Raw genomic sequence first — 19,308 nt, 5'->3', positions numbered from 1 at the left:
CCGAACTACGCCTCTCGGGGCAGCCGTACGACGAAGACCGTCCGCCCCGGCCGGCTGCTGACCTCGACGTCCCCGCCGTGCGCCACCGCCACCGCGCGGACGATGGCGAGGCCGAGTCCGGTGCTGCTCATGCCCTCGCTACGGCGGGTCCGGGCGGCGTCGCCGCGGGCGAACCGTTCGAAGACGGAGGGCAGCAGCTCGGCCGGGATGCCGGGCCCGTCGTCCTCGACCTCGACGAGCGCCGAGCCGCCCTCGGCGCGTACGCGGGCGGTGACGGTCGTGCCGGGTGGGGTGTGGGTACGGGCGTTCCCGAGGAGGTTGAGCAACACCTGATGGATCCGGGCGCCGTCCCCGCGCACGGTCACGACGGAGCTCTCCTCACCACCATCGGGCAGTTCGAGCCGCCACTTGTGGGCCTGGCCGGCCGCGCGGGCGTCGGAGAGCGCGTCCACGACCAGCGGCGCGAGATCAGTGCTCTCGTACGAGAGCGGGCGTCCGGCGTCGAGTCGGGCGAGGAGCAGCAGGTCCTCCACGAGCCCGGTCATCCGGGTCGCCTCGGACTCGATGCGCCCGAGGGCGTGCCGGGTGTCGGGCCCGCACTCCTCGCGGCCGCGCCGGGTCAGCTCCGCGTAGCCGCGGATCGAGGCGAGCGGGGTGCGCAGCTCGTGACTGGCGTCGGCGACGAACTGCCGTACCCGCGTCTCGCTCTGCTGGCGCGCGTGGAGCGCCGAGTGGACATGGTCGAGCATCCGGTTGATGGCGGCGCCGACCTGCCCGACCTCGGTCCGCGGATCGGCCTCGGGGACGCGGTGGTGGAGTGCGGGTTCGCCGCTGTGGAGGCGGAGTTCGGAGACCTGGGTGGCGGTCGCGGCGACCCTCCGGAGCGGGCGCAGCGCGATCCCGACGACGGCGCTCCCGGCGAGCGAGGCGGCGACGAGACCGGCGCCCGTGACGCTCACCTCGACGAGGATGAGGGTGGAGAGTGAGCCCTGGAGCTCGTCGAGCGGCAGCCCGACGAGGACGTCGGCGTCGCGCCCGGAGACGTACGAGACGCGGTAGTCGCCGAGCCCCGGCAGCTCGACGGTGTGCGGCCGCCCGTCACGGGACGCGCCGGCGAGCGCGGAGCGCTGCGCCTCGTCGAGCGGGTTCATGGTGGCCTTCGGCCCGTAACCGGCCTGCTCTATCTCGACGGAACGGTCGGCCGCGCCCAGCGTGCCGCCCTCCCCGACGACCGCGCCGACCGTGCCGAGCGGGGCACCGGGCCCGAGGACGAAGGCGAGCGGGTCGCGGTCCGGGTCCCCGGAGACGCGCATCGAGGGCGGCGGGCCCTGGGCGCGGTTCGCGACGTTCCGCAGCTGGTCGTCGGCCTGGTCGTACAGGTACGAGCGGAACGCGATCGTCGTGACCGTCCCGATGACGGCGGCGACGATCGCGATGAGGGTGACGGCGGAGACGACGAGCCGCGTACGGAGCGACCACGACCGGGGCGACCGGAACATCGGGCGTACTACTCCCCCGGCTTGATCAGATAGCCCGCACCGCGCCGGGTGTGGATCATCGGGGCACGCCCGGCGTCGAGCTTCCGCCGGAGGTACGAGATGTACAGCTCCACCACATTCGCCTGGCCGCCGAAGTCGTACGACCACACCCGGTCGAGGATCTGCGCCTTGCTGAGCACCCGGCGCGGATTGCGCATCAGGTAGCGGAGCAGCTCGAACTCGGTCGCCGTGAGGTGGATCGATTCGCCACCGCGCGTGACCTCGTGGCTGTCCTCGTCCAGGGTCAGGTCACCGACGACGAGCACCGACTCGGCGCGCGCCTGGGCGGCGCCGGACCGCCGGATCAGTCCGCGCAGCCGCGCTACGACCTCCTCCAGGCTGAACGGCTTGGTGACGTAGTCGTCGCCGCCGGCCGTGAGCCCGGCGATCCGGTCCTCCACGGCGTCCTTGGCGGTCAGGAAGAGCACCGGCACCTCGGGCAGGTCACGCCGGAGCCTGCCGAGGAGGGAGAGCCCGTCCATGTCGGGGAGCATGACGTCGAGGACCACGGCGTCGGGCCGGAACGCCCGGGCCACGCGCAGCGCCGAGGCACCGTCGCCCGCGCTGTCGACCTGCCAGCCCTCGTAGCGCAGGGCCATCGAGAGCAGCTCGGCGAGCGAGGCCTCGTCGTCCACGACGAGGACACGGACGGCGGAACCGTCGGGCCGGAGCATGTCGGTACGCCCCTGGGGCTTGGTCGCGGGTGTCATGGGACCACGTTGGAGGGGCGTACTGAGATCTCCCTTTCCGTTCCCTGTGAATTCCCTGAGAAAGCTGTCGGCTTCAGCTCACGGGGAAGAGCGCGGCCCCGTTCCCGTGAAGGACACTCCGCAGCCAGTCGTCACCGAGCCCGAGGCGTTCGAGGGCGTGGAGCTGGTGGACGTACGGGTAGGGGATGTTGGGAAAGTCGGTGCCGAGGAGGATGCGGTCGCGCAGTTCGCGCAGCCGGGGAAGCTCGGCGACCGGGAAGGGCGCGAGGCGTTCGCTGAAGTCGGTGAAGGCCATGGTGGTGTCCAGGTGGACGCCGTCGTACCGCTCAGCGAGGTCGAGGAAGTCGGCGTACTCGGGCATCCCCATGTGCGCGACGACCACCCGCAGCCGGGGGTGCCGGGCGAGGAGCTGCCCCATGGGCCCGGGCCCGGTGAACTTGCCGGGGACGGGCCCGGAGCCGCAGTGGACGACGACGGGTACGCGGGCGTCGGCGAGCAGCCCCCAACTCGCGTCGAGAGAGGCCTCGTTGGGATCGAAGCCCCCCACCTGGAGGTGCACCTTGAAGACCCGGGCACCGGAGTCGAGCGCCCGGGCGACGTAGGCGGTCGCGCCGGGTTCGGCGTAGAGGGTGGCGGTGTGGAGGCAGTCGGGCGTACGGGCGGCGAAGTCGGCGGCCCAGCTGTTGAGCCACTCGGCCATGCCGGCCTTGTGCGGATAGAGCATCGAGGTGAAGGCGAGCACCCCGAACTCCCGGAGCAGCGCGACCCGGCGGTCCTCCTCCTCTCGGTAGGTGATCGGCCACTCGACGCCGGTCAGGGGGCCGACGGCGTCGAAGTAGGCCCAGACCTTGTCGAGGACGTTCTGGGGCATGAAGTGGGTGTGGACGTCGATGAACCCGGGGATACCGAGGCGCGAGGCGAAGTCCCGCGGTGTCTCGCCCTCCCGTGGCGTCTCAGCTGGCGTCTCAGCGCTCAAAGCCGTAGCTCCGCTCGACCTTGCCGATATGGACGCTGTAGCTCTCGTACCACTGCTCCCGGCCGCGCCGCTTCGCGGCCTGGTGCTCGGCGTTGTCCCGCCAGGCGTCGAGGGAGGGCAGGTCGCGGAAGTACGCGACGGTGATGTCGATGCCGCCGGGGGTACGGGCGGACTCGTACCCGAGGAATCCGGGCAGGTCGCCGACGAGCTGCTGCATGCGGGCGCCGGTCTCGGCGTACCCCTCGGGCTCGGGGCCGTCGGGACGGATCGAGGTGAAGACAGCGGTGTAGTAGGGCGGTTCGAGGCCCGCCACCAGGCTCGGGGTCATGTGGATCACCCTCCGCCGGGCGGGGTGGGCGTGTCCATAAGGGCCGCTGGAAGGGATCCAAGTCTTTACTCCGGCTCTTTACTCCGGTCGGTCAGGAAGGAAAGAGACTGTCCTGGAAGTCGAGGTCGACGCTCCTCACAGGCACAGTGAAGGAGGCCGCCTCGACGGTCGGACTCACGAGCGCCCACCCCCGCACGAGCCGGGTGTCGAGGGCGAGGCAGCGCCCGTCGCGGCCGTCGCGCCCGTCGCGATCGTCGAGGAGGTGCAGGTCGGGCCCGGCGGCGGCGAGGAGGCGGCCGGCGACGACTCCGCCGTCGACGAGTTCGGTGACGGTGCCGGAGAGCGGGGGCAGGCCGGCGAGCCCGAAGGCCTCGCCGTGGTCGTACGCCCGGAATTCCAGCGGTTCCAGGGTCTCGGTCCAGTCGGCGAGGGCGGTGGCCCGCCCGTACAGCTCCTCGATCTCGCGTCGGCGCGCGTCGGGGCCGGGCAGGTCGTGCCGTACGGCGCGCTTACGGGCGTACGGAATCCGGTCCGGCACCTTCAGGGCGTGCCGCAGCAGTTCCTCGGTCCGGCGGGCGGCCATGAGCGGCCCGCGCCCGAGCCAGCTGAAGGCGACGGCGCCCTGCTCCAGGAGGCGGGCGTCGCCGCGCTCCTCGGCGGTGATCCCGACCTTGGTCATGCCGGGCCCGAACCAGGCGAGGTACACGCGGTACGGCCGGGGGTCGTCGGCGATGGTGTCGGCGGCGACGGAGTGGGCCCGGTCGAGGCGGGCGCACTCGGGGCACTGGCCGCCGGTGGCGCGGGCGGGGACGGTCGCGGCGAGTGGGCAGGGGTTCGCACGGGCGCCGGGGCAGAGCCGGGGCCCGACGGCACGGAAGGCGAGGGCCTGCCCGTACGCGAGCGGGGACACGCGCCCGCCTTCCCACCGCAGTCCGGGCACGCCACCACCCCACCGCATCCCGGCACACCGCCACACCACGCGCCGCCTCCGTTCTAGGTCCTAGTCTCGCGAGATGCCCCAGTCTCCTCGACTCCGGGTGGTGGCGGTCCCGGAGGAAGGGTGCCCGCCCCCCGGCGGGAGGCAGATCCGCGCCACGACAGCAGGTGGATCCGCGCTACGACAGAAGCTGGATCCGCGCTACGGCAGGAGGTAGATCCGCGCCCCGTCGTCGGCGACGGCGCTCTCCCGGACGCAGCCGCGCTCGACGAGCAGCCCGACGCAGTCCCGTACGCGCTCGACGGCGAGCCCGGTGCGCCGGGCGATGTCCTCCAGGCGGTACCGGGCGCCGCCGCGCACGAGGGCGGGGGCGAGGCAGGCGGCGACGGCGTGCACGTCACCCGTGACCGCGCGATGGTCGGCCTGCCAGGAGTCGAGGAGTTCCTGGGGCGAGACGGAGTGGCGTGAGCGCTGAACGGGAACGTTGAGGAACCCGGCGTCCGTCTCGGCCCGTACGACGATGTCGACGAGCTGGGGAGGCATGACGTACCCCCAGTGGGCGGTCGAGGGTTCGAGGCCGTACGAACCGTCGCGCTGGATGCCGGCGACGACCTCGGAGACCCAGGCCTTGAAGGGCGCGCAGGCGGGCTTGGTGCCGGCGATGACGAGCTGGACGAGCCCCTGGAGGTCGAGCATCTTCATCGACTTGCGCAGCCCGCTCCCCGCGAGCACGCGCGCGACCTCCTCCCCGCAGACCCCGCGCACCAACTCGCCGAGCACCCGCTGCCGCGCCGCCGCCACATGGACGAGCACCGCCTGCCGGGTGTTGACGTACCCCAGCTGCCCGGCGGCGTCGGCGGCGGGGAACCAGTGCGTCCCGTCCGGCATCGTCAGCCTCCGCACCCGCGCACCGGTCGCGGCGAGCACGAAGTCGCCGATGTCGATCGCGTCCGCGTCCACGTACCTCTGCTCGTCGTCCATCGAGCACCACCTCCACCAGGGACGCTAGGCCGATGGCATATTCAACTGTCATGAAATGGGAGGACGTTCACCCAAAAGAAGCCCAGGGGACTTCATTCAAAGCCACGCCGTGGCAGCCGGGGGGGTAGGCGCGGACGGCATCGGGGACCGGTGACGCCCGCGGTGCACAGCTGAGTCGCGGACCTGAGGCCACTGTCGGACCCTGACTGCATGAGCGAACACCCATGGGGACAGGAGCCCGGACCAGAGCCTCACCGGCAGGCGTGGGGCCAGGGCTCCGGGCCGGCCTGGCAGTCCCCTCCCTACGGAGCGGCGCCACCGCCCAGACGACGGCGAAGGTGGCCATGGGTGCTGCTCGTCCTCGTCCTACTTGCGGCAGGCGGGTGCGTAGCCCTCTTCGCGAGCGTCTCCCGCGAAGTGTCGAAGACGGTGACGGTGGAGTACGCGGTCACCGGCGACGCAAGAGACGTGAGCATCACGTACTCCGTCTGGAACGACGACGGCATCTCGACAAAGTCCGAAACCGTACCGTCCCTGCCATGGCGGAAGACCCTGGAAACGAAGGGCTTCGCGAAGGGCGGATCCCTGCTCATCAGCCTCAGCGGGTCGGGAGGCACAGCCACGTGCTCGGTGACCGTGGACAACGACACACCCACGACGTCCACAGCCTCAGGCCCATCGGCGGCTGCCACCTGCACCGGCTTCTGAACTGAGCCCCACGGTCCGAACGTCGGTGCCGTTGATGTCACCGCTGATGTCAGCGGCCTCCTGCCTGTACTGCGCCCCGGAAACGCAAGAGGCCCGGACTCTCGTCCGGGCCTCTCACCTGCTGTGCACTCGGCAGGATTCGAACCTGCAACCTTCTGATCCGTAGTCAGATGCTCTATCCGTTAAGCTACGAGTGCTTGTGCTTCTCGGCTGTTTTCTTGCCGGTCGGCGTTGCGTGGACAACATTACATGACCTGCGGCGTAGCGCGAAATCCATTAGCCAGACCCCTTCTGACCTGCGGAAATGCCTTCCTGGGCCTTCCGGAAAGATCCCGGGCGTCGGCGCGTCGACGGCCCTCGGCGGGTGGGTCCGGGCGGGAAGCCGGGGCCGGAACGGCCGAAGCCCCGGCCGTGTGGGCCGGGGCTTCGGGGGTGGTGCGGAGGCGGAGGGATTTGAACCCTCGATGGGCTTTAAGGCCCAAACCGCATTAGCAGTGCGGCGCCATAGACCGGACTAGGCGACGCCTCCATCCGCACCGTCGCGCGGGCGCGAGTGGTGCGTGCAGATGATGACATAGACAAGCCTGCTGTCACCAATCGCTTCTCACCGTACTAGTCCTCCGGGGCGGAGAGCAAAGCCCGTCGGCGCACCCCGCTTGCGCAACGAACGGCGGTACGGAGCGTTAGAGGGGCGGGGCCCGGCCCCGGGACCCGGCCTACCCTCTGCCCCCTGGAGTTCCCATGCTGCGACGTCTCGTCCTCGCCTCCCTCGTCACCTCCGCCGCCGGCCTCGGTGCGCTCGGGCCGTTGCCGCCCCTGCCCCTGCCGCTGCTCTCCTCGCCCGACGCGCTCACCGTGACCGTCTCCGAGAGCGGGCATCGGAGCGCTGACGGGACATTCCGGTTGGAGTGTGCAGAGAAGGCGGGTGGGGACCATCCCGCCGCCACGGCTGCCTGCTCGCGGCTCGCCGAGCACGCCAAGGCGGGGACCGACCCGTTCGCGCCCGTCGCGAAGGACCGGATCTGCTCCCTCCAGCACGGCGGCCCGGCCGTCGCGCACATCACCGGCGAGTGGCGGGGACGTACCGTCGACGCCCGTTTCTCCCGGGCCAACGGCTGCGAGATCGACCGCTGGGACAACCTCGCGCCCGTGCTGCCCCACCTGTCCCACGTGCGGGGATGAGGTGAGGATGCCGGTCGGATGTTGCCACCGGCACGCGACCTCACCCCACGCCCGCCGAGCCTGCCTTTAGACTCCCCTCAGTGACAGGCTCCGGCCCGACGGGCAAGATGGGGCGGGTCGGCCAGCCGGGCAAGGCGCAGTGGGCAAGGTGCAGTGGGTCAGGGAGGAAGCGTCGTCGTGAGCAGCAGGCCATCCCGAGGCGCTGCTCGCCTCGCAGCCATACTTGACGCCCTCCCCGACGGCCTCGTGCTCGTCAACTGCAACGGCACGGTCGTCAACGCCAACACCATCGCCCTCGGCATGTTCGAGACCCCCGGCACCGCGCTCGTCGGGCGCGGGCTGCTCGACCTGCTCCCCGGGTTCGACTCGCGCCTGATCCCCGGCTCCATGCGCCGCCCCGAGGGCACCGACGAACACGGCCGTACGAAGCCCACCCGGATGATCGCCCGCCGGACCGACGGCAGCGAGTTCGCCGTCGAGGTGACCAGCGCCAGCCTGGAGGACGGCCGCGAGGCCTACGACTCGTACACCTCCTACACCGGCGACGAGCTGCTCATGCTCGTCGTCCGCGACCTCACCGGCACGCTCGACACCGAGGCCGAACTCGCCCGCTCCCAGCGCCAGACCGAGATGATCCTGCGCGCGGCCGCCGAGGGCGTCGTCGGTACGGACACCGACGGGCGGGTCGTCCTCGTCAACCCCGCCGCCGCGCAGATCCTCGGCTACCGCGCCAGCGACCTCGGCGGCAAGGAGCTGCACCCGCTGATCCTGCACTCGCGCGCGGACGGCGAGCCGTTCCCGTACGAGGGCTCCCCGCTCGCCGACACCCTCAAGTCGGGGCGCAAGCACCGGGTCCGCGGCCAGGTGCTGTGGGCGAAGAACGGCTCCCAGGTGCCGGTCGACCTCACCACCGCTCCGGTACGGGACGGGGACCAGCTCGTCGGCGCGGTGATGACCTTCACCGACCGCCGGCCGTACGAGCAGCTCACCGACGAGCACACCACCGAGGTCAGCACCCTCACCGAGAAGCACGCCGCCGAACTCGCCGAGCTGAAGCGGAGCCAGGAAGAGCGGGCGAAGGGCGAGAAGGAGCGGTACGAAGCGCTCGCCGCCCGGCACGAGCAGCTGACGGCCGTCCTCGGCGAGTCGCTGCGCGGGCCGCTGGAGGAGCTGCGTACGGAGCTCTCCTCGCTCGCCGCCGACGACGCCGGGCAGCTCTGGCCCGAGGCCAACCAGCTCCTGCACCACCTGGCCGCCGGCTACGCCCGGATGACCACCCTCGTCGACAACGTCCTCGGCTACCAGCGGCTGAACGCCGGCGCCGATGCTCTCGCCAAGTCCGTCGTCCTGCTCGACGGGGTCGTCACGGCGGGCGTCGACGGGGCCGTGGAGCTCATCGGGCCCGGCCGGGCCCAGTTCGCCGTGCACGCCCCGCCGATCGAGGCCGAGGTGGACGCGGGTCGCCTCGCGACCGCGCTCGCGCATCTCGTCGCGGACGTCGCGGGGGTCGACTCGACCGGCAAGGCCCGGGTCGTACCGGGCGCCGGGTACACCGACTCGACGATCGTCGTCGCCGCCGCGCAGCGCGGTGACGTCGTACGCATCGAGGTCCGGGGGCCGTACGCCGGTGGCGACCCGGTGCACCAGCCCATCGTCCGCGGCATCGTGAGCGCGCACGACGGTGTCGTGCAGACGCACGAGGTACCGGGGATGAGCGGCAGCGCGTACGTCCTTGAGGTGCCGATCGGCGCCGGTAGGGGCACGGTCACACCTCCGCCGGCCCCGCCCGCCCCGCCCGCCGCCGAGAGCGCCGCGCTCGCGCTGCCCGCGCAGGCCTCGGACACCAACGGCGGCGGTCGGCGCCGCGCCCGACGGGCCTCCACCGACGCCTTCCTGGACAGCCCGATGGGCGGGGGCGCGGGTACGGGTACGGGTACGGATTCTGCGTCTGCCTCCGGTGCGGCCGTCGAGCCGACCGGGCGGCGCCGTGGGCGTACGGACGAGGCCCCCGCCGGCCCCGCCGAACTGATCCCGGCCCAGAACGCCGGGCCGGTCGCCCCCGCCTCCGCCCCTGGTGGCTCCGCCCCTGGTGCCTCCGGCTCTCCCGCCGCCCTCGAACCGACCGGGCGTCGGCGCGGGCGGCCCGCCGAGGGCGCCGTGGTGACCGCCGCCGAGGGCGCGCAGGGCCGGGCCGCGCTCGGCGACACCGTGCCCCCGCAGGGAGTACCGGTACCCGCCCAGGGCGCCCCCGTCGATGCTCCCGCCCTCGCCCGGGCCCTGCCCGCCGCGCCGAGCGGCGAGGACGCGGCGCAGCAGCCCACCGGGCGGCGGGCCCGTCGCGCGCTGGCGGCGCAGGACCGGAACGAGGCCGCCGAGGCCGGACCGCGTACGCCGTTCGCGCTGCCCCCGGCCGAGGCCGACCGCGCCCCGGAGCCCCAGGCAGCCACGCCGATGCCGGCTCCCATGCCGACGCCGATGGCGATGCCTTTGCCGATGCCCGCGTCGGCACCCATGCCGATGTCGGCGCCCATGCCGACGCCGATGCCGATGTCCGTGGACGGGGACGACGAGGGGCGCCACGACGCCGTACGGTCCGCGCCGGACGCCGACCACACGCCGCCGCAGCCCCACCCGCTGCCCGAGCCGACCGGCCGCCGCCGGAACCCGGGCGGGCCGCAGGAGACCAGTAGCGGTACGGGTACCGGATCCGTACCCCTGCCACCGGAGATGCCCGCGCTCGCCGCGCCCCCCGCACCCGCCGTGCCGTCGGCACCCACCGCGCCCGCCGCGCCCGCCGCGCCGAAGGACGGGTCGCTGGGCGGGCGGGCGTTCAGCGTGCGGACGCTCGGGCAGGGGGTGCCCTTCGCCCAGCAGGCAGGCGCGACCAACAGCACCAATGGATCCAACGGGTCCAACGGGTCCAACGGGTCCAACGGGTCCAACGGCAGCAACGGGTCCGGCCGTCGGCGCAAGCTCTCCACCCCGCCCGAGGGCGACCGTACGGCAGCGGCTGCGGCAGCGACCGCCGCCGTGACCGAGGCCCCCTCCCCCGAGCCCGCCGCCAAGCCGCACCCGCAGCCCAAGCGGGCCCCCGCGGCCCCCGAAGGGCGCGCGTACGCGATAGGAGCCCCCGCCGAGGGCTCCGCCGAAGGCCCCGAGCCGCTCGACGGTCCCGGCGGCGCGGTCGAGGTCTCCAACCAGCCGCCGCCCCGGCCCGTCGACGACGAACTGCCCCCCGAGCCCCTGGACAACCCGCGCCGGCTCCTCGTCTGGCCCGCGCCGGACGTCTCCACCCAGCAGGCGCTGAGCGACCGGGGCTACCGTCCGGTGATCGTCCACTCCCGCGAGGAGGTCGACGCCCAGATCGCCGCCTTCCCGGCCGCGCTCTTCGTCGACCCGCTGACCGGGCCGATCACCCGTACCGCCCTCCAGTCGCTCCGCCAGGCCGCCGTCGCCGCCGAGGTGCCCGTGCTGCTCGCGGCGGGGCTCGGGCAGGCGACCCGGGAGGCGGCGTACGGCGCCGATCCCGCCGTACTCCTCAAGGCGCTGGCGCCCCGCGACAGCGAGCAGCACCCGTCGCGCGTGCTGCTCATCGAGGAGAACGAGGACATCGCGCAGGCGCTCGCCGCGACCCTGGAGCGGCGCGGGATGCAGGTGGCGCGGGCCTCGGCGGACACCGACGCGGTCACGCTGGCCACCCAGATCCGGCCGAACCTGGTGGTCATGGACCTGATGCAGGTGCGCCGCCGCCGGGCCGGGATCATCGACTGGCTGCGCGCGAACGGGCAGCTGAACCGCACCCCGCTCGTCGTCTACACCTCCGCCGGGCTCGACGAGGAGGAGCTGCCGACGCTGGCGTCGGGCGAGACGGTCCTCTTCCTGGCCGAGCGGTCGACGAGCACGGAGGTCCAGTCGCGCATCGTCGACCTGCTGGCGAAGATCGGCACCAACTGAGCAGCACCGACTGAGAGAGGGGGAGCGGTCCGTTGGACCGCTCCCCCTCCTCACTTCCGTACGAACCTTCCGTACGAACTACTACAGCTGGGTGACGTCCAGTTCACCGTCCGCGTACTGCCTGCGGATCACCTTCTTGTCGAACTTGCCGACGCTCGTCTTCGGCACGGCTGCGATGATCGCCCAGCGCTCGGGCAGCTGCCACTTGGCGATCGACTCGGCGAGGAAGTCCCTCAGCGTCACGTAGTCGGCCGTCGAACCCTCCTTGAGGACGACGGTCGCCAGCGGGCGCTCGCCCCACTTCTCGTCCGGGACGGCGACGACGGCCGCCTCGGCGACCTCCGGGTGCGCCATGATCGCGTTCTCCAGCTCGACCGACGAGATCCACTCGCCGCCGGACTTGATGACGTCCTTGGCGCGGTCGGTGAGGGTGAGGTAGCCGTCCGGGCTGATCACGCCGACGTCGCCGGTCTTCAGCCAGCCGTCCTCGCTGAACTTGTCGGCCGGGCGGTCCGGCTCGCCGTCGATCCCGCCGAAGTACGCGCCCGCGATCCAGGTGCCGCGTACCTCCAGCTCGCCGGCCGACTCGCCGTCCCAGGGCAGCCGGTCGCCGCCGGGGCCGACGAGGCGTGCCTCGACGCCCGCCGGGAAACGGCCCTGGGTGATGCGGTACGGCCACTGCTCGTCGTCGGACAGACCGGCCGGCGGGTGGGCCATGGTGCCGAGCGGGGAGGTCTCCGTCATGCCCCAGGCGTGGAAGAGGCGGACGCCGAGCCGGTCGTACGCCGCCATGAGGGCGGGCGGGCAGGCGGCGCCGCCGATGGTGACCTGCCGCATGGAGCTGAGGTCGCGCGGGTTGGCGGTGACCTCGGCGAGCAGGCCCTGCCAGATGGTGGGGACGGCGGCGGCGTGGCTCGGCTTCTCGCGCTCGATCATGTCGGCGAGCGGGGCGGGCTGGAGGAATCGGTCCGGCATGAGCATGTTGATGCCGGTCATGAACGTGGCGTGCGGCAGGCCCCAGGCATTGACGTGGAACTGCGGGACGACGACGAGGGTCGTGTCGCGGTCCGTCAGGCCCATCGACTCGGCCATGTTGACCTGCATGGAGTGCAGGTAGATCGAACGGTGGGAGTAGACGACCCCCTTGGGGTCGCCCGTCGTCCCGGAGGTGTAGCACATGGCGGCGGCCGAACGCTCGTCGAGCTCGGGCCAGTCGAAGGTGGTGGGGCGGCCCGCGATCAGCTCCTCGTAGTCGTGCACGCGGGGCGTCACGCCGTCGAGGACGGAGCGGTCGCCGGGGCCCGCGACCACGATGTGCTCGATGGTCGGCAGGTGCGGGAGGAGCGGGGCGAGGAGCGGGAGCAGCGTGCCGTTGACGATGACGACCCGGTCGACGGCGTGGTTGACGATGAAGACCAGCTGCTCAGGGGGCAGCCGCAGGTTGAGGGTGTGCAGCACCGCGCCCATGGAGGGGATCGCGAAGTACGCCTCGACGTGCGGCGCGTTGTTCCACATGAGGGTTGCGACGCGCTGGTCGCCGGTGACTCCGAGCTCGTCACGCAGGGCGTTCGCCAGCTGGGTCGCGCGGGCGCCCGTCTCCGCGAAGGTCTGGCGGTGCGGCTCTGGCTCCCCGGTCCAGGTGGTGATGACGGACTTTCCGTGGATCGTCATCCCGTGGTTCAGGATGCGGCTCACAGTCAGCTGTACGTCCTGCATGGTGCTCAGCACGGCGTCCTCCCGGTGGGCGCTACGTGGCAGTGGTAGGGGTGTCCAGATTCTGCGCACGTACCACGCGGTATGTCACTACCCGGGAGTACGGAAATTGCCAGTGATCACTGGCAGGGGCCACTCTCACCGCACCCTCACCGCACCGGCGCCAGCTCCGGGTCCTCGCGGAGTTTGCCGAGCGCCCGCGACACCGCGCTCTTGACCGTGCCGATCGAGACGCCGAGCACCTCGGCCGTCTGCGCCTCGCTGAGGTCCTCGTAGTACCGCAGGACGACCATCGCCCGCTGGCGGTCGGGGAGCTTCATCACCGCACGCCACATGGCGTCGTGCAGCACCTGCCGCTCGGCCGGGTCCGGCTCGGGCAGCCCGGCCGGCTCCGGCAGCTCCTCGCACGCGAACTCGTCGACCTTGCGCTTGCGCCACTGGGACGTACGGGTGTTCACCAGCGCACGCCGGACGTAGCCGTCCAGGGCGCGGTGGTCCTCGATCCGCTCCCAGGCGACGAACGTCTTGGTCAGCGCGGTCTGCAGCAGGTCCTCCGCGTCCGCCGGGTTCGCGGTCAGCGAGCGGGCGGTACGCAGCAGCACGGGCCCCCGAGCCCGTACGTAGGACGAGAACGACGGGTAGCCGGCGGCGGCCGTGGAGGCGCCGACGCAGACGGGGCCGGAAGGTGGCGGAGTCATGACTCCACGCTAGGAGCGGGCACCTGGCGGCGGATCGGCCCCAGGTCCCGAACCGCACTCCCCCTCAGGTTGTAGGGGTGGGGATAGCTGGACCTCCTGAAGGTGGAGGGCGGACAACGCCCGAGTAGGGGTCCGCTCGCCCCGGTTCACCCCCGCGCGTCAGTCGTCCGCCGCCAGGATCAGACCGGACGTCGGGACTCCGGTACCCGCTGTGACCAGCGTCCTGGCCGCGCCGGGTATCTGGTTCACGGACGTGCCCCGCACCTGCCGAACGGCCTCCGCGATGCCGTTCATCCCGTGGAGGTACGCCTCCCCCAGCTGCCCGCCGTGCGTGTTCAGCGGAAGCGCGTCCGCCGCGACGAACTCGGCCGCCTCCCCCGGTCCGCAGAATCCGAACTCCTCCAGTTGCATGAGCACGAACGGGGTGAAGTGGTCGTAGAGGATGCCGACGTCGATGTCGCCCGGCGCGAGCCCCGAGGTCTGCCACAGCTGTCTCGCCACCACGCCCATCTCGGGCAGGCCGGTCAGGTCGTCGCGGTAGAAGCTGGTCATCGCCTCCTGCGCGCGGCCGGCGCCCTGCGCGGCGGCGACGATCACGGCGGGCGGGTGGCGCAGGTCGCGGGCGCGCTCGGCGGAGGTGACGACGATCGCCTGGCCGCCGTCGGTCTCCTGGCAGCAGTCGAGGAGCCGGAGCGGCTCGACGATCCAGCGTGAGGCGGCGTGCTCGGCCAGGGTGATCGGTTTGCCGTGGAAGTACGCGGCGGGGTTGGTGGCCGCCCACCGGCGGTCGGTGACGGCGACGTGCCCGAAGGCGTCCGGTGTCAGACCGTACGTGTGGAGATACCGCTGGGCGATCATCGCGACCCAGGAGGCCGGTGTGAGCAGCCCGAAGGGGAGCTGCCAGCCGAGCGCGGCGCCCTCGGCGGAGGGCTCGCGCTGCTGGACGCCCGAGCCGAAGCGGCGCCCCGAGCGTTCGTTGAACGCCCGGTAGCAGACCACGACTTCGGCGACCCCGGTGGCGACGGCGAGGGCTGCCTGCTGGACCGTGGCGCAGGCGGCCCCGCCTCCGTAGTGGACGCGGGAGAAGAAGGACAGCTCGCCGATGCCGGCCGCCTGGGCGACGGTGATCTCCGGATTGGTGTCCATGGTGAAGGTGACCATGCCGTCGACGTCCGCCGGGGTCAGCCCGGCGTCGTCGAGGGCGGCACCCACCGCCTCCACGGCAAGCTTGAGCTCGCTGCGGCCCGAGTCCTTGGAGAACTCGGTCGCGCCGATCCCGGCGACGGCGGCGCGCCCCCCGAGCAGGTCGGCCCTCCGGATGCTCATGCCTCCACCTCCGGCAGCGTCACCGTCACCGTGCCGGTGACGTGGTGACCGAGCCCGTTGGCACCGACCACCCGCACCTGGGCGGTGGCGCCGTCGACCTCGGTGACCGTCCCCGTCAACGTCATCGTGTCTCCGGGGTAGTTGGGCGCGCCGAGCCGTATCGCCACCTTGCGCAGCACCGCGCCCGGGCCCAGCCGGCCGGTGATGTACCGCCCCACCAGGCCGTTGGTCGTCAGGATGTTCATGAAGATGTCGGGGGAGCCCTTCGCCCTGGCCAACTCCGCGTCGTGGTGCACATCTTGATAGTCACGGGAGGCGACGGCCCCGGCGACGATGAGCGTGCGGGTGATCGGGACGACCAGGGGAGCCAACTCGTACCCGGGCGTCACGGGCGTCGCGGGTGCCGCAGGCGTCACGGACTCTGCAGGCGTCGCGGGCGCTGCAGGCGCTGCGGGCGTCGCGGGCCTTCCAGGCGTCACAGGGTTCACCGGCTTCATGAGGCCTCTCCGTTCGCGATCAGGTCGCCCAGTTCGGCGAGGAGTTCGGTGCCGCAGCCGAGATACGCGTCGAGCTGTCGGCCCCAGAGGAAGTGCCGGTGGACGGGGTGGTCCAGATCGGCGCCCATGCCGCCGTGCAGATGCTGGCCCGCGTGCACGACCCGCTTCCCCGCCTCCGACGCCCACCAGGCGGCCGTCAGCGCGTGCTCGGCGGCCGGCAGGCCCTCGTCGTGACGCCAGGCGGCCTCGTAGGCGGTCACCCGGATCGCCTCGGTGTCCATGTGGGCGTCGGCGGCCCGGAGCTGGACGGCCTGGTGGGTGGAGAGGGGGCGGCCGAACTGCTCCCGTACCGAGGTGTACGCCACGGCCCGGGCCAGAGACCCGGCGCAGACGCCGGCCTGGAGCCCCGCGAACACGACCCGGGCCATCGCAAGGACGTCCGCGCGGGCATCCGCGCCCCCGACGCGCTCTCCACGCGCACCGTCGAGAACGAGCCGGCCCGCGGCCCACGGCGCCGTGAGCTCGACGGGCTCCACGGAAACCGAGCCGCCAACCGAAGCCGACGCGTCCGCCGTGGCCACGAGCCAGAGCGCGCCCTCCTGGTCCGGTACGAGGACGTGTGTGGCGTCCCTGAGCCAGGGCACCCACTCCACCGCCCCCGCGAGCAGGCCGTCCGCTCCCGCCCGTACGTGTCCGGTGGGCGGGAAGGCTCCGGTCGCCACCGCCGTGCCGTCCCGGAGGCCCGGCAGCAGCCGCTCCCGCTGCTCGTCCGTACCGTGCCGGGCGACGGCGAGGAGGCCGAAGGCACAGCTCGCGGCGAACGGCACCTGCGCCGTCACCCGCCCCTGCTCCTCGGCGAGCAGCACCAGGCCGAGCAGCCCGATCTCCTCGACCGCCCCGGGCAGCCCGGCCGCGCACAGGGCCTTCCACAGCTCGGCGTCCGTGCCCGTGCCGGCCGCCGCGAGCCGCTCGTGCGTGGCGAGATCGCCGAAGATCCGGGCCGCCAGCTCCTGGGCCGCGCCCTGCTCCTCCGTGGGCGTGAAGTCCATGTCAGCCCTCCCCGCCGTCCTGCGCCCGGAACACGGGCAGCTCAAGGTCCTCTTCCACGCGGAGGAACTCAAGGCGGACCGGCATCCCGATCCGGACCTTGTCGTACGGCACTCCGACCACGTTGCTGATCATCCGTACGCCTTCGGCCAGTTCGATCAGTCCGACGGCGTAGGGAGGGTCGAAGGCCGGGAAGGGCGGGTGGTGCATCACCACGTACGAGAAGACGGTCCCGGCGCCGCTCGCCTCGACCGTGTCCCACTCCTGCGACCCGCAGGCGTTGCACCCCGGGAGCCAGGGGAAGCGCAGCGTCGCGCAACCGGCGCAGCGCTGGATCAGCAGCCGGTGCGCGGCCACGCCCTCCCAGAACCCGGCGTTGTCCCGGTTGATCACCGGCCGGGGCCGCCGGGCGGCGGGCGGCGCGCCGCTCCCCTGCGGCTTCGCCGCCGCCGGCGCGTACTTGAGGATCCGGAAGCGGTGGGTGCCGGCCAGTTCGCCGTCGGCGTGGATGTCCATGCGGGTCGTGACGAAGTGCCCCGTGCCGAGCTTGGTGGTCTTGCGGTCCGAGACCGATTCGATGACCGCGTCGAAGGTGATCGCGTCGCCCGGCCGCAGCGGCCGCACGTACTCCTGCTCGCAGTCGGTGGCGACGACGGACGTGCACCCCGCCTCGTCCAGGAGCGTGAGCAGCTCGTCGTAGGCCCCGGAACGGTCGGTGTGGCCGGACAGACCGCCCATGGTCCACGCCTGGAGCATCGTCGGCGGCGCGACGGCGTCCGGCCCCCGGTAAGCGGGGTCGGTGTCGCCCATGGCCTCGCACCAGTGCCTGATCATCGGCTCGTTGACCAGGTCCTTGCCGGCACCCGCGGTGGCGGCGGCCTGCCCTTCGTACGCCTTCAGCCGCTCGTACAGTCCGCCCAATCCACCCAGTCCATCCGATCCATCCGATCCACGCAGTCCATCCGGTCCACCCAGTCCGTCCCTCATCGCCGCCCCCTCCCCTTCATGCCGAGTCGCATCGTCGCGACGATCTCGCGCTGCACCTCGCTCACCCCTCCCCCGAAGGTGTTGATCTGCGCGGCGCGGTTCATCCGCTCGAGCTCACCGCCGTCGAACTCCCCCGGCGACCCCGCCCTCACCAGTCCCGCTCCGCCCGCGATCTCCTGACATATTCGGTACACCTCCACCGCCGATTCGGTTCCCACGAACTTCACCCCGCTGGCGTCTCCGGGGGCCAGCCGACCCGCCCCCACATCCCCCACCAAACGCCAGTTGAGCAGGCGCGTTGCCGCGAGCCGGGCATGCGCCTCGGCGGCTCGAATCCGTATCCACGGCTCGTCAACACGGCGCCGCCCCGTCACCTGATCGGGGATGCGTGCCCGGCCGAGCGCGGCCGCGTAGAAGTCCTCGGCCTGCATGCCGATCGCGGCGAGGGCGACCCGTTCGTGGTTGAGCTGGTTGGTGATCAGCCCCCAGCCGCCGTTCTCCTCGCCGACCAGGTTCCCGACGGGGACGCGGATGCCGTCGTAGTACGTCGCCGTGGTCGTCAGCCCGCCGACCGTCTCGATCGGCGTCCACGAGAAGCCGGGGGCGTCCGTCGGGACCAGGACGATGGAGATGCCCCGGTGCCGCGGGGCCTCGGGGTCGGTGCGGCAGGCGAGCCAGATCCAGTCGGCGTTCTGGGCGTTCGAGGTGAAGATCTTCTGCCCGTCGATCAGCCAGGAGTCCCCGTCGCGTACGGCCTTGGTACGGAGCGAGGCCAGGTCGGTGCCGGCCTCCGGCTCGCTGTACCCGATGGCGAAGACGGTCTCGCCGCGCAGGATCCGGGGAAGGAAGTACGCCTTCTGCTCCTCGGTCCCGTACTTCATCAGGGTCGGGCCGACGGTGTTGAGCGTGACCATGGAGACGGGGGCACCGGCGCGGTACGCCTCGTCGAAGAAGACGAACTGCTCGTCGGGGCCGCGGCCCTGGCCTCCGTACTCCTGCGGCCAGCCGAGCCCGAGCATGCCGTCACGGCCGATCCGCCGGAGCAGCGCGCGCTGCGCGGCGGTGTCGGCGGGGGGTGGTGGGCCGTCGGGCATCACGTCACGGAAGTACGCGCGGAGTTCGGCGCGCAGCCGGAGCTGCCGCTCGGTCGGGGCGAGGTGCACGGCGACGGCCTCCCGGGGGTACGACTAAGGTTTCTGACTGTCCGTCAGATACCTGGAGGCTGTCAAGGTCACGGACGCGGCCCCCACGTGCGTACACACGGCAGCGGCCCGCGCGCCGATGCCGAAGCACCGTCGCGCGGGCCGCCTTTCACCCCGCCGTCATTCCCCCCGTCGGGCCGGACCCCGCTGTGGAACTAGAACCACCAGGGGTAGAAGTTGACCGTCGCGTTCGACTGCTCGATGTTCGTGAAGGCCGAGCCGTTCACGCTCGCGGTGTTGTTCTGATTGGAGGCACCGGAGCCGGTGGCCACCTGCTGCGTGGTGGTCGAGTTGCCGTAGTTGTCGCCACCCACGCCGCTGCCGATGATGGAGGCGACGCTCGTGTTCGATCCGTCGTCCGCGAAGCCGCCGTTGTCGGCCTGGGCAACGCCGGTGAAGAGCGCGGCGGCCAGGGGCAGCGCGGCGGCGGCGGCGAGAACGCGGGCGGTACGGATGCTTGCCATGTCATTTCCTCCGTGAGCTGAGCTGAGCTGAAGCTGTGCAGTGCTGTGGTGTGCACTGAA

Annotated in this window: 17 protein-coding genes and 2 tRNA genes; 3 read left to right on the top strand and 16 right to left on the bottom strand. The window is 72.3% G+C overall.

Annotated features, from left to right (window positions below; genetic code table 11):
• Positions 1-5 precede the first annotated feature (5 nt).
• The 6 genes from ACFWRO_RS02470 to ACFWRO_RS02445 form a co-directional block, all read right to left on the bottom strand.
• Positions 6-1,499, bottom strand: a complete 1,494-nt coding sequence (locus ACFWRO_RS02470) for a sensor histidine kinase (protein ID WP_384503518.1) — start codon at positions 1,497-1,499, stop codon at positions 6-8.
• An 8-nt stretch (positions 1,500-1,507) separates the two neighbouring features.
• Positions 1,508-2,248: a response regulator transcription factor gene (locus ACFWRO_RS02465; protein ID WP_384503516.1), complete on the bottom strand. Its 741-nt coding sequence runs from the start codon at positions 2,246-2,248 to the stop codon at positions 1,508-1,510.
• A 73-nt stretch (positions 2,249-2,321) separates the two neighbouring features.
• The gene (locus ACFWRO_RS02460) at positions 2,322-3,224 is read right to left on the bottom strand and encodes an amidohydrolase family protein (RefSeq protein ID WP_384503514.1); all 903 of its coding nucleotides are present in this window, start codon (positions 3,222-3,224) and stop codon (positions 2,322-2,324) included.
• A complete protein-coding gene (locus tag ACFWRO_RS02455) occupies positions 3,214-3,552 on the bottom strand; it encodes an antibiotic biosynthesis monooxygenase family protein (RefSeq protein ID WP_384503512.1) in 339 nt (112 codons plus the stop codon). The genes ACFWRO_RS02460 and ACFWRO_RS02455 overlap by 11 nt, the downstream gene beginning before the upstream one ends.
• Before the next feature lie 91 nt (positions 3,553-3,643).
• On the bottom strand, positions 3,644-4,510 hold the full coding sequence (locus ACFWRO_RS02450; protein WP_384503738.1) for a DUF2797 domain-containing protein: 867 nt from the start codon (positions 4,508-4,510) through the stop codon (positions 3,644-3,646).
• A gap of 180 nt (positions 4,511-4,690) precedes the next feature.
• Positions 4,691-5,470: a Bro-N domain-containing protein gene (locus tag ACFWRO_RS02445; protein WP_384503510.1), complete on the bottom strand. Its 780-nt coding sequence runs from the start codon at positions 5,468-5,470 to the stop codon at positions 4,691-4,693.
• A 348-nt stretch (positions 5,471-5,818) separates the two neighbouring features.
• Between ACFWRO_RS02445 and ACFWRO_RS02440 the strand changes: the two genes are divergently transcribed.
• A complete protein-coding gene (locus ACFWRO_RS02440; protein WP_384503508.1) occupies positions 5,819-6,178 on the top strand; it encodes a hypothetical protein in 360 nt (119 codons plus the stop codon).
• 124 nt (positions 6,179-6,302) lie between these two features.
• Here the strand turns inward: ACFWRO_RS02440 and ACFWRO_RS02435 are convergent.
• Positions 6,303-6,375: transfer RNA gene (locus ACFWRO_RS02435), tRNA-Arg, on the bottom strand.
• 241 nt (positions 6,376-6,616) lie between these two features.
• Positions 6,617-6,707: transfer RNA gene (locus ACFWRO_RS02430), tRNA-Ser, on the bottom strand.
• Positions 6,708-6,919: 212 nt separating this feature from the next.
• On the opposite strand from ACFWRO_RS02430, the gene ACFWRO_RS02425 reads away from it, so the two are divergent.
• Positions 6,920-7,360 (top strand): SSI family serine proteinase inhibitor, encoded by a 441-nt coding sequence (locus tag ACFWRO_RS02425; protein ID WP_384503506.1) that lies wholly within the window; start codon positions 6,920-6,922, stop codon positions 7,358-7,360.
• 177 nt (positions 7,361-7,537) lie between these two features.
• Positions 7,538-11,314, top strand: coding sequence for a PAS domain-containing protein (locus ACFWRO_RS02420; protein ID WP_384503504.1), 3,777 nt, complete (start codon positions 7,538-7,540; stop codon positions 11,312-11,314).
• Between the two features lie 81 nt (positions 11,315-11,395).
• On the opposite strand, the gene ACFWRO_RS02415 is transcribed toward ACFWRO_RS02420, so the two are convergent.
• From ACFWRO_RS02415 to ACFWRO_RS02380, 8 genes are all read right to left on the bottom strand, one after another.
• Entirely contained in the window at positions 11,396-13,042 is a 1,647-nt protein-coding gene (locus ACFWRO_RS02415; RefSeq protein WP_384503502.1) for a long-chain fatty acid--CoA ligase, read from the bottom strand.
• Between the two features lie 134 nt (positions 13,043-13,176).
• On the bottom strand, positions 13,177-13,725 hold the full coding sequence (locus ACFWRO_RS02410) for a SigE family RNA polymerase sigma factor (protein WP_362005166.1): 549 nt from the start codon (positions 13,723-13,725) through the stop codon (positions 13,177-13,179).
• Between the two features lie 159 nt (positions 13,726-13,884).
• Complete coding sequence (locus tag ACFWRO_RS02405) at positions 13,885-15,051, bottom strand: lipid-transfer protein (RefSeq protein ID WP_384503499.1); 1,167 nt, start codon at positions 15,049-15,051, stop codon at positions 13,885-13,887.
• Entirely contained in the window at positions 15,048-15,440 is a 393-nt protein-coding gene (locus ACFWRO_RS02400) for an acyl dehydratase (protein WP_384503737.1), read from the bottom strand. Before ACFWRO_RS02400 ends, ACFWRO_RS02405 begins: the two co-directional genes overlap by 4 nt.
• A gap of 104 nt (positions 15,441-15,544) precedes the next feature.
• Entirely contained in the window at positions 15,545-16,597 is a 1,053-nt protein-coding gene (locus ACFWRO_RS02395) for an acyl-CoA dehydrogenase family protein (protein ID WP_384503497.1), read from the bottom strand.
• Between the two features lies 1 nt (position 16,598).
• Positions 16,599-17,516 carry a bifunctional MaoC family dehydratase N-terminal/OB-fold nucleic acid binding domain-containing protein gene (locus ACFWRO_RS02390; protein ID WP_384503495.1) on the bottom strand — a complete coding sequence of 306 codons (918 nt, stop codon included), beginning with the start codon at positions 17,514-17,516 and terminating at the stop codon, positions 16,599-16,601.
• A 62-nt stretch (positions 17,517-17,578) separates the two neighbouring features.
• Positions 17,579-18,745, bottom strand: a complete 1,167-nt coding sequence (locus ACFWRO_RS02385; RefSeq protein WP_384503493.1) for an acyl-CoA dehydrogenase family protein — start codon at positions 18,743-18,745, stop codon at positions 17,579-17,581.
• A 194-nt stretch (positions 18,746-18,939) separates the two neighbouring features.
• A complete protein-coding gene (locus tag ACFWRO_RS02380; protein ID WP_361957779.1) occupies positions 18,940-19,248 on the bottom strand; it encodes a hypothetical protein in 309 nt (102 codons plus the stop codon).
• Positions 19,249-19,308: the final 60 nt, after the last annotated feature.

Origin of the sequence: Streptomyces sp. NPDC058579 (assembly GCF_042718575.1) — a bacterium.
GTDB lineage: Bacteria > Actinomycetota > Actinomycetes > Streptomycetales > Streptomycetaceae > Streptomyces.
This window is presented reverse-complemented; position numbering and strand designations above follow the sequence as displayed.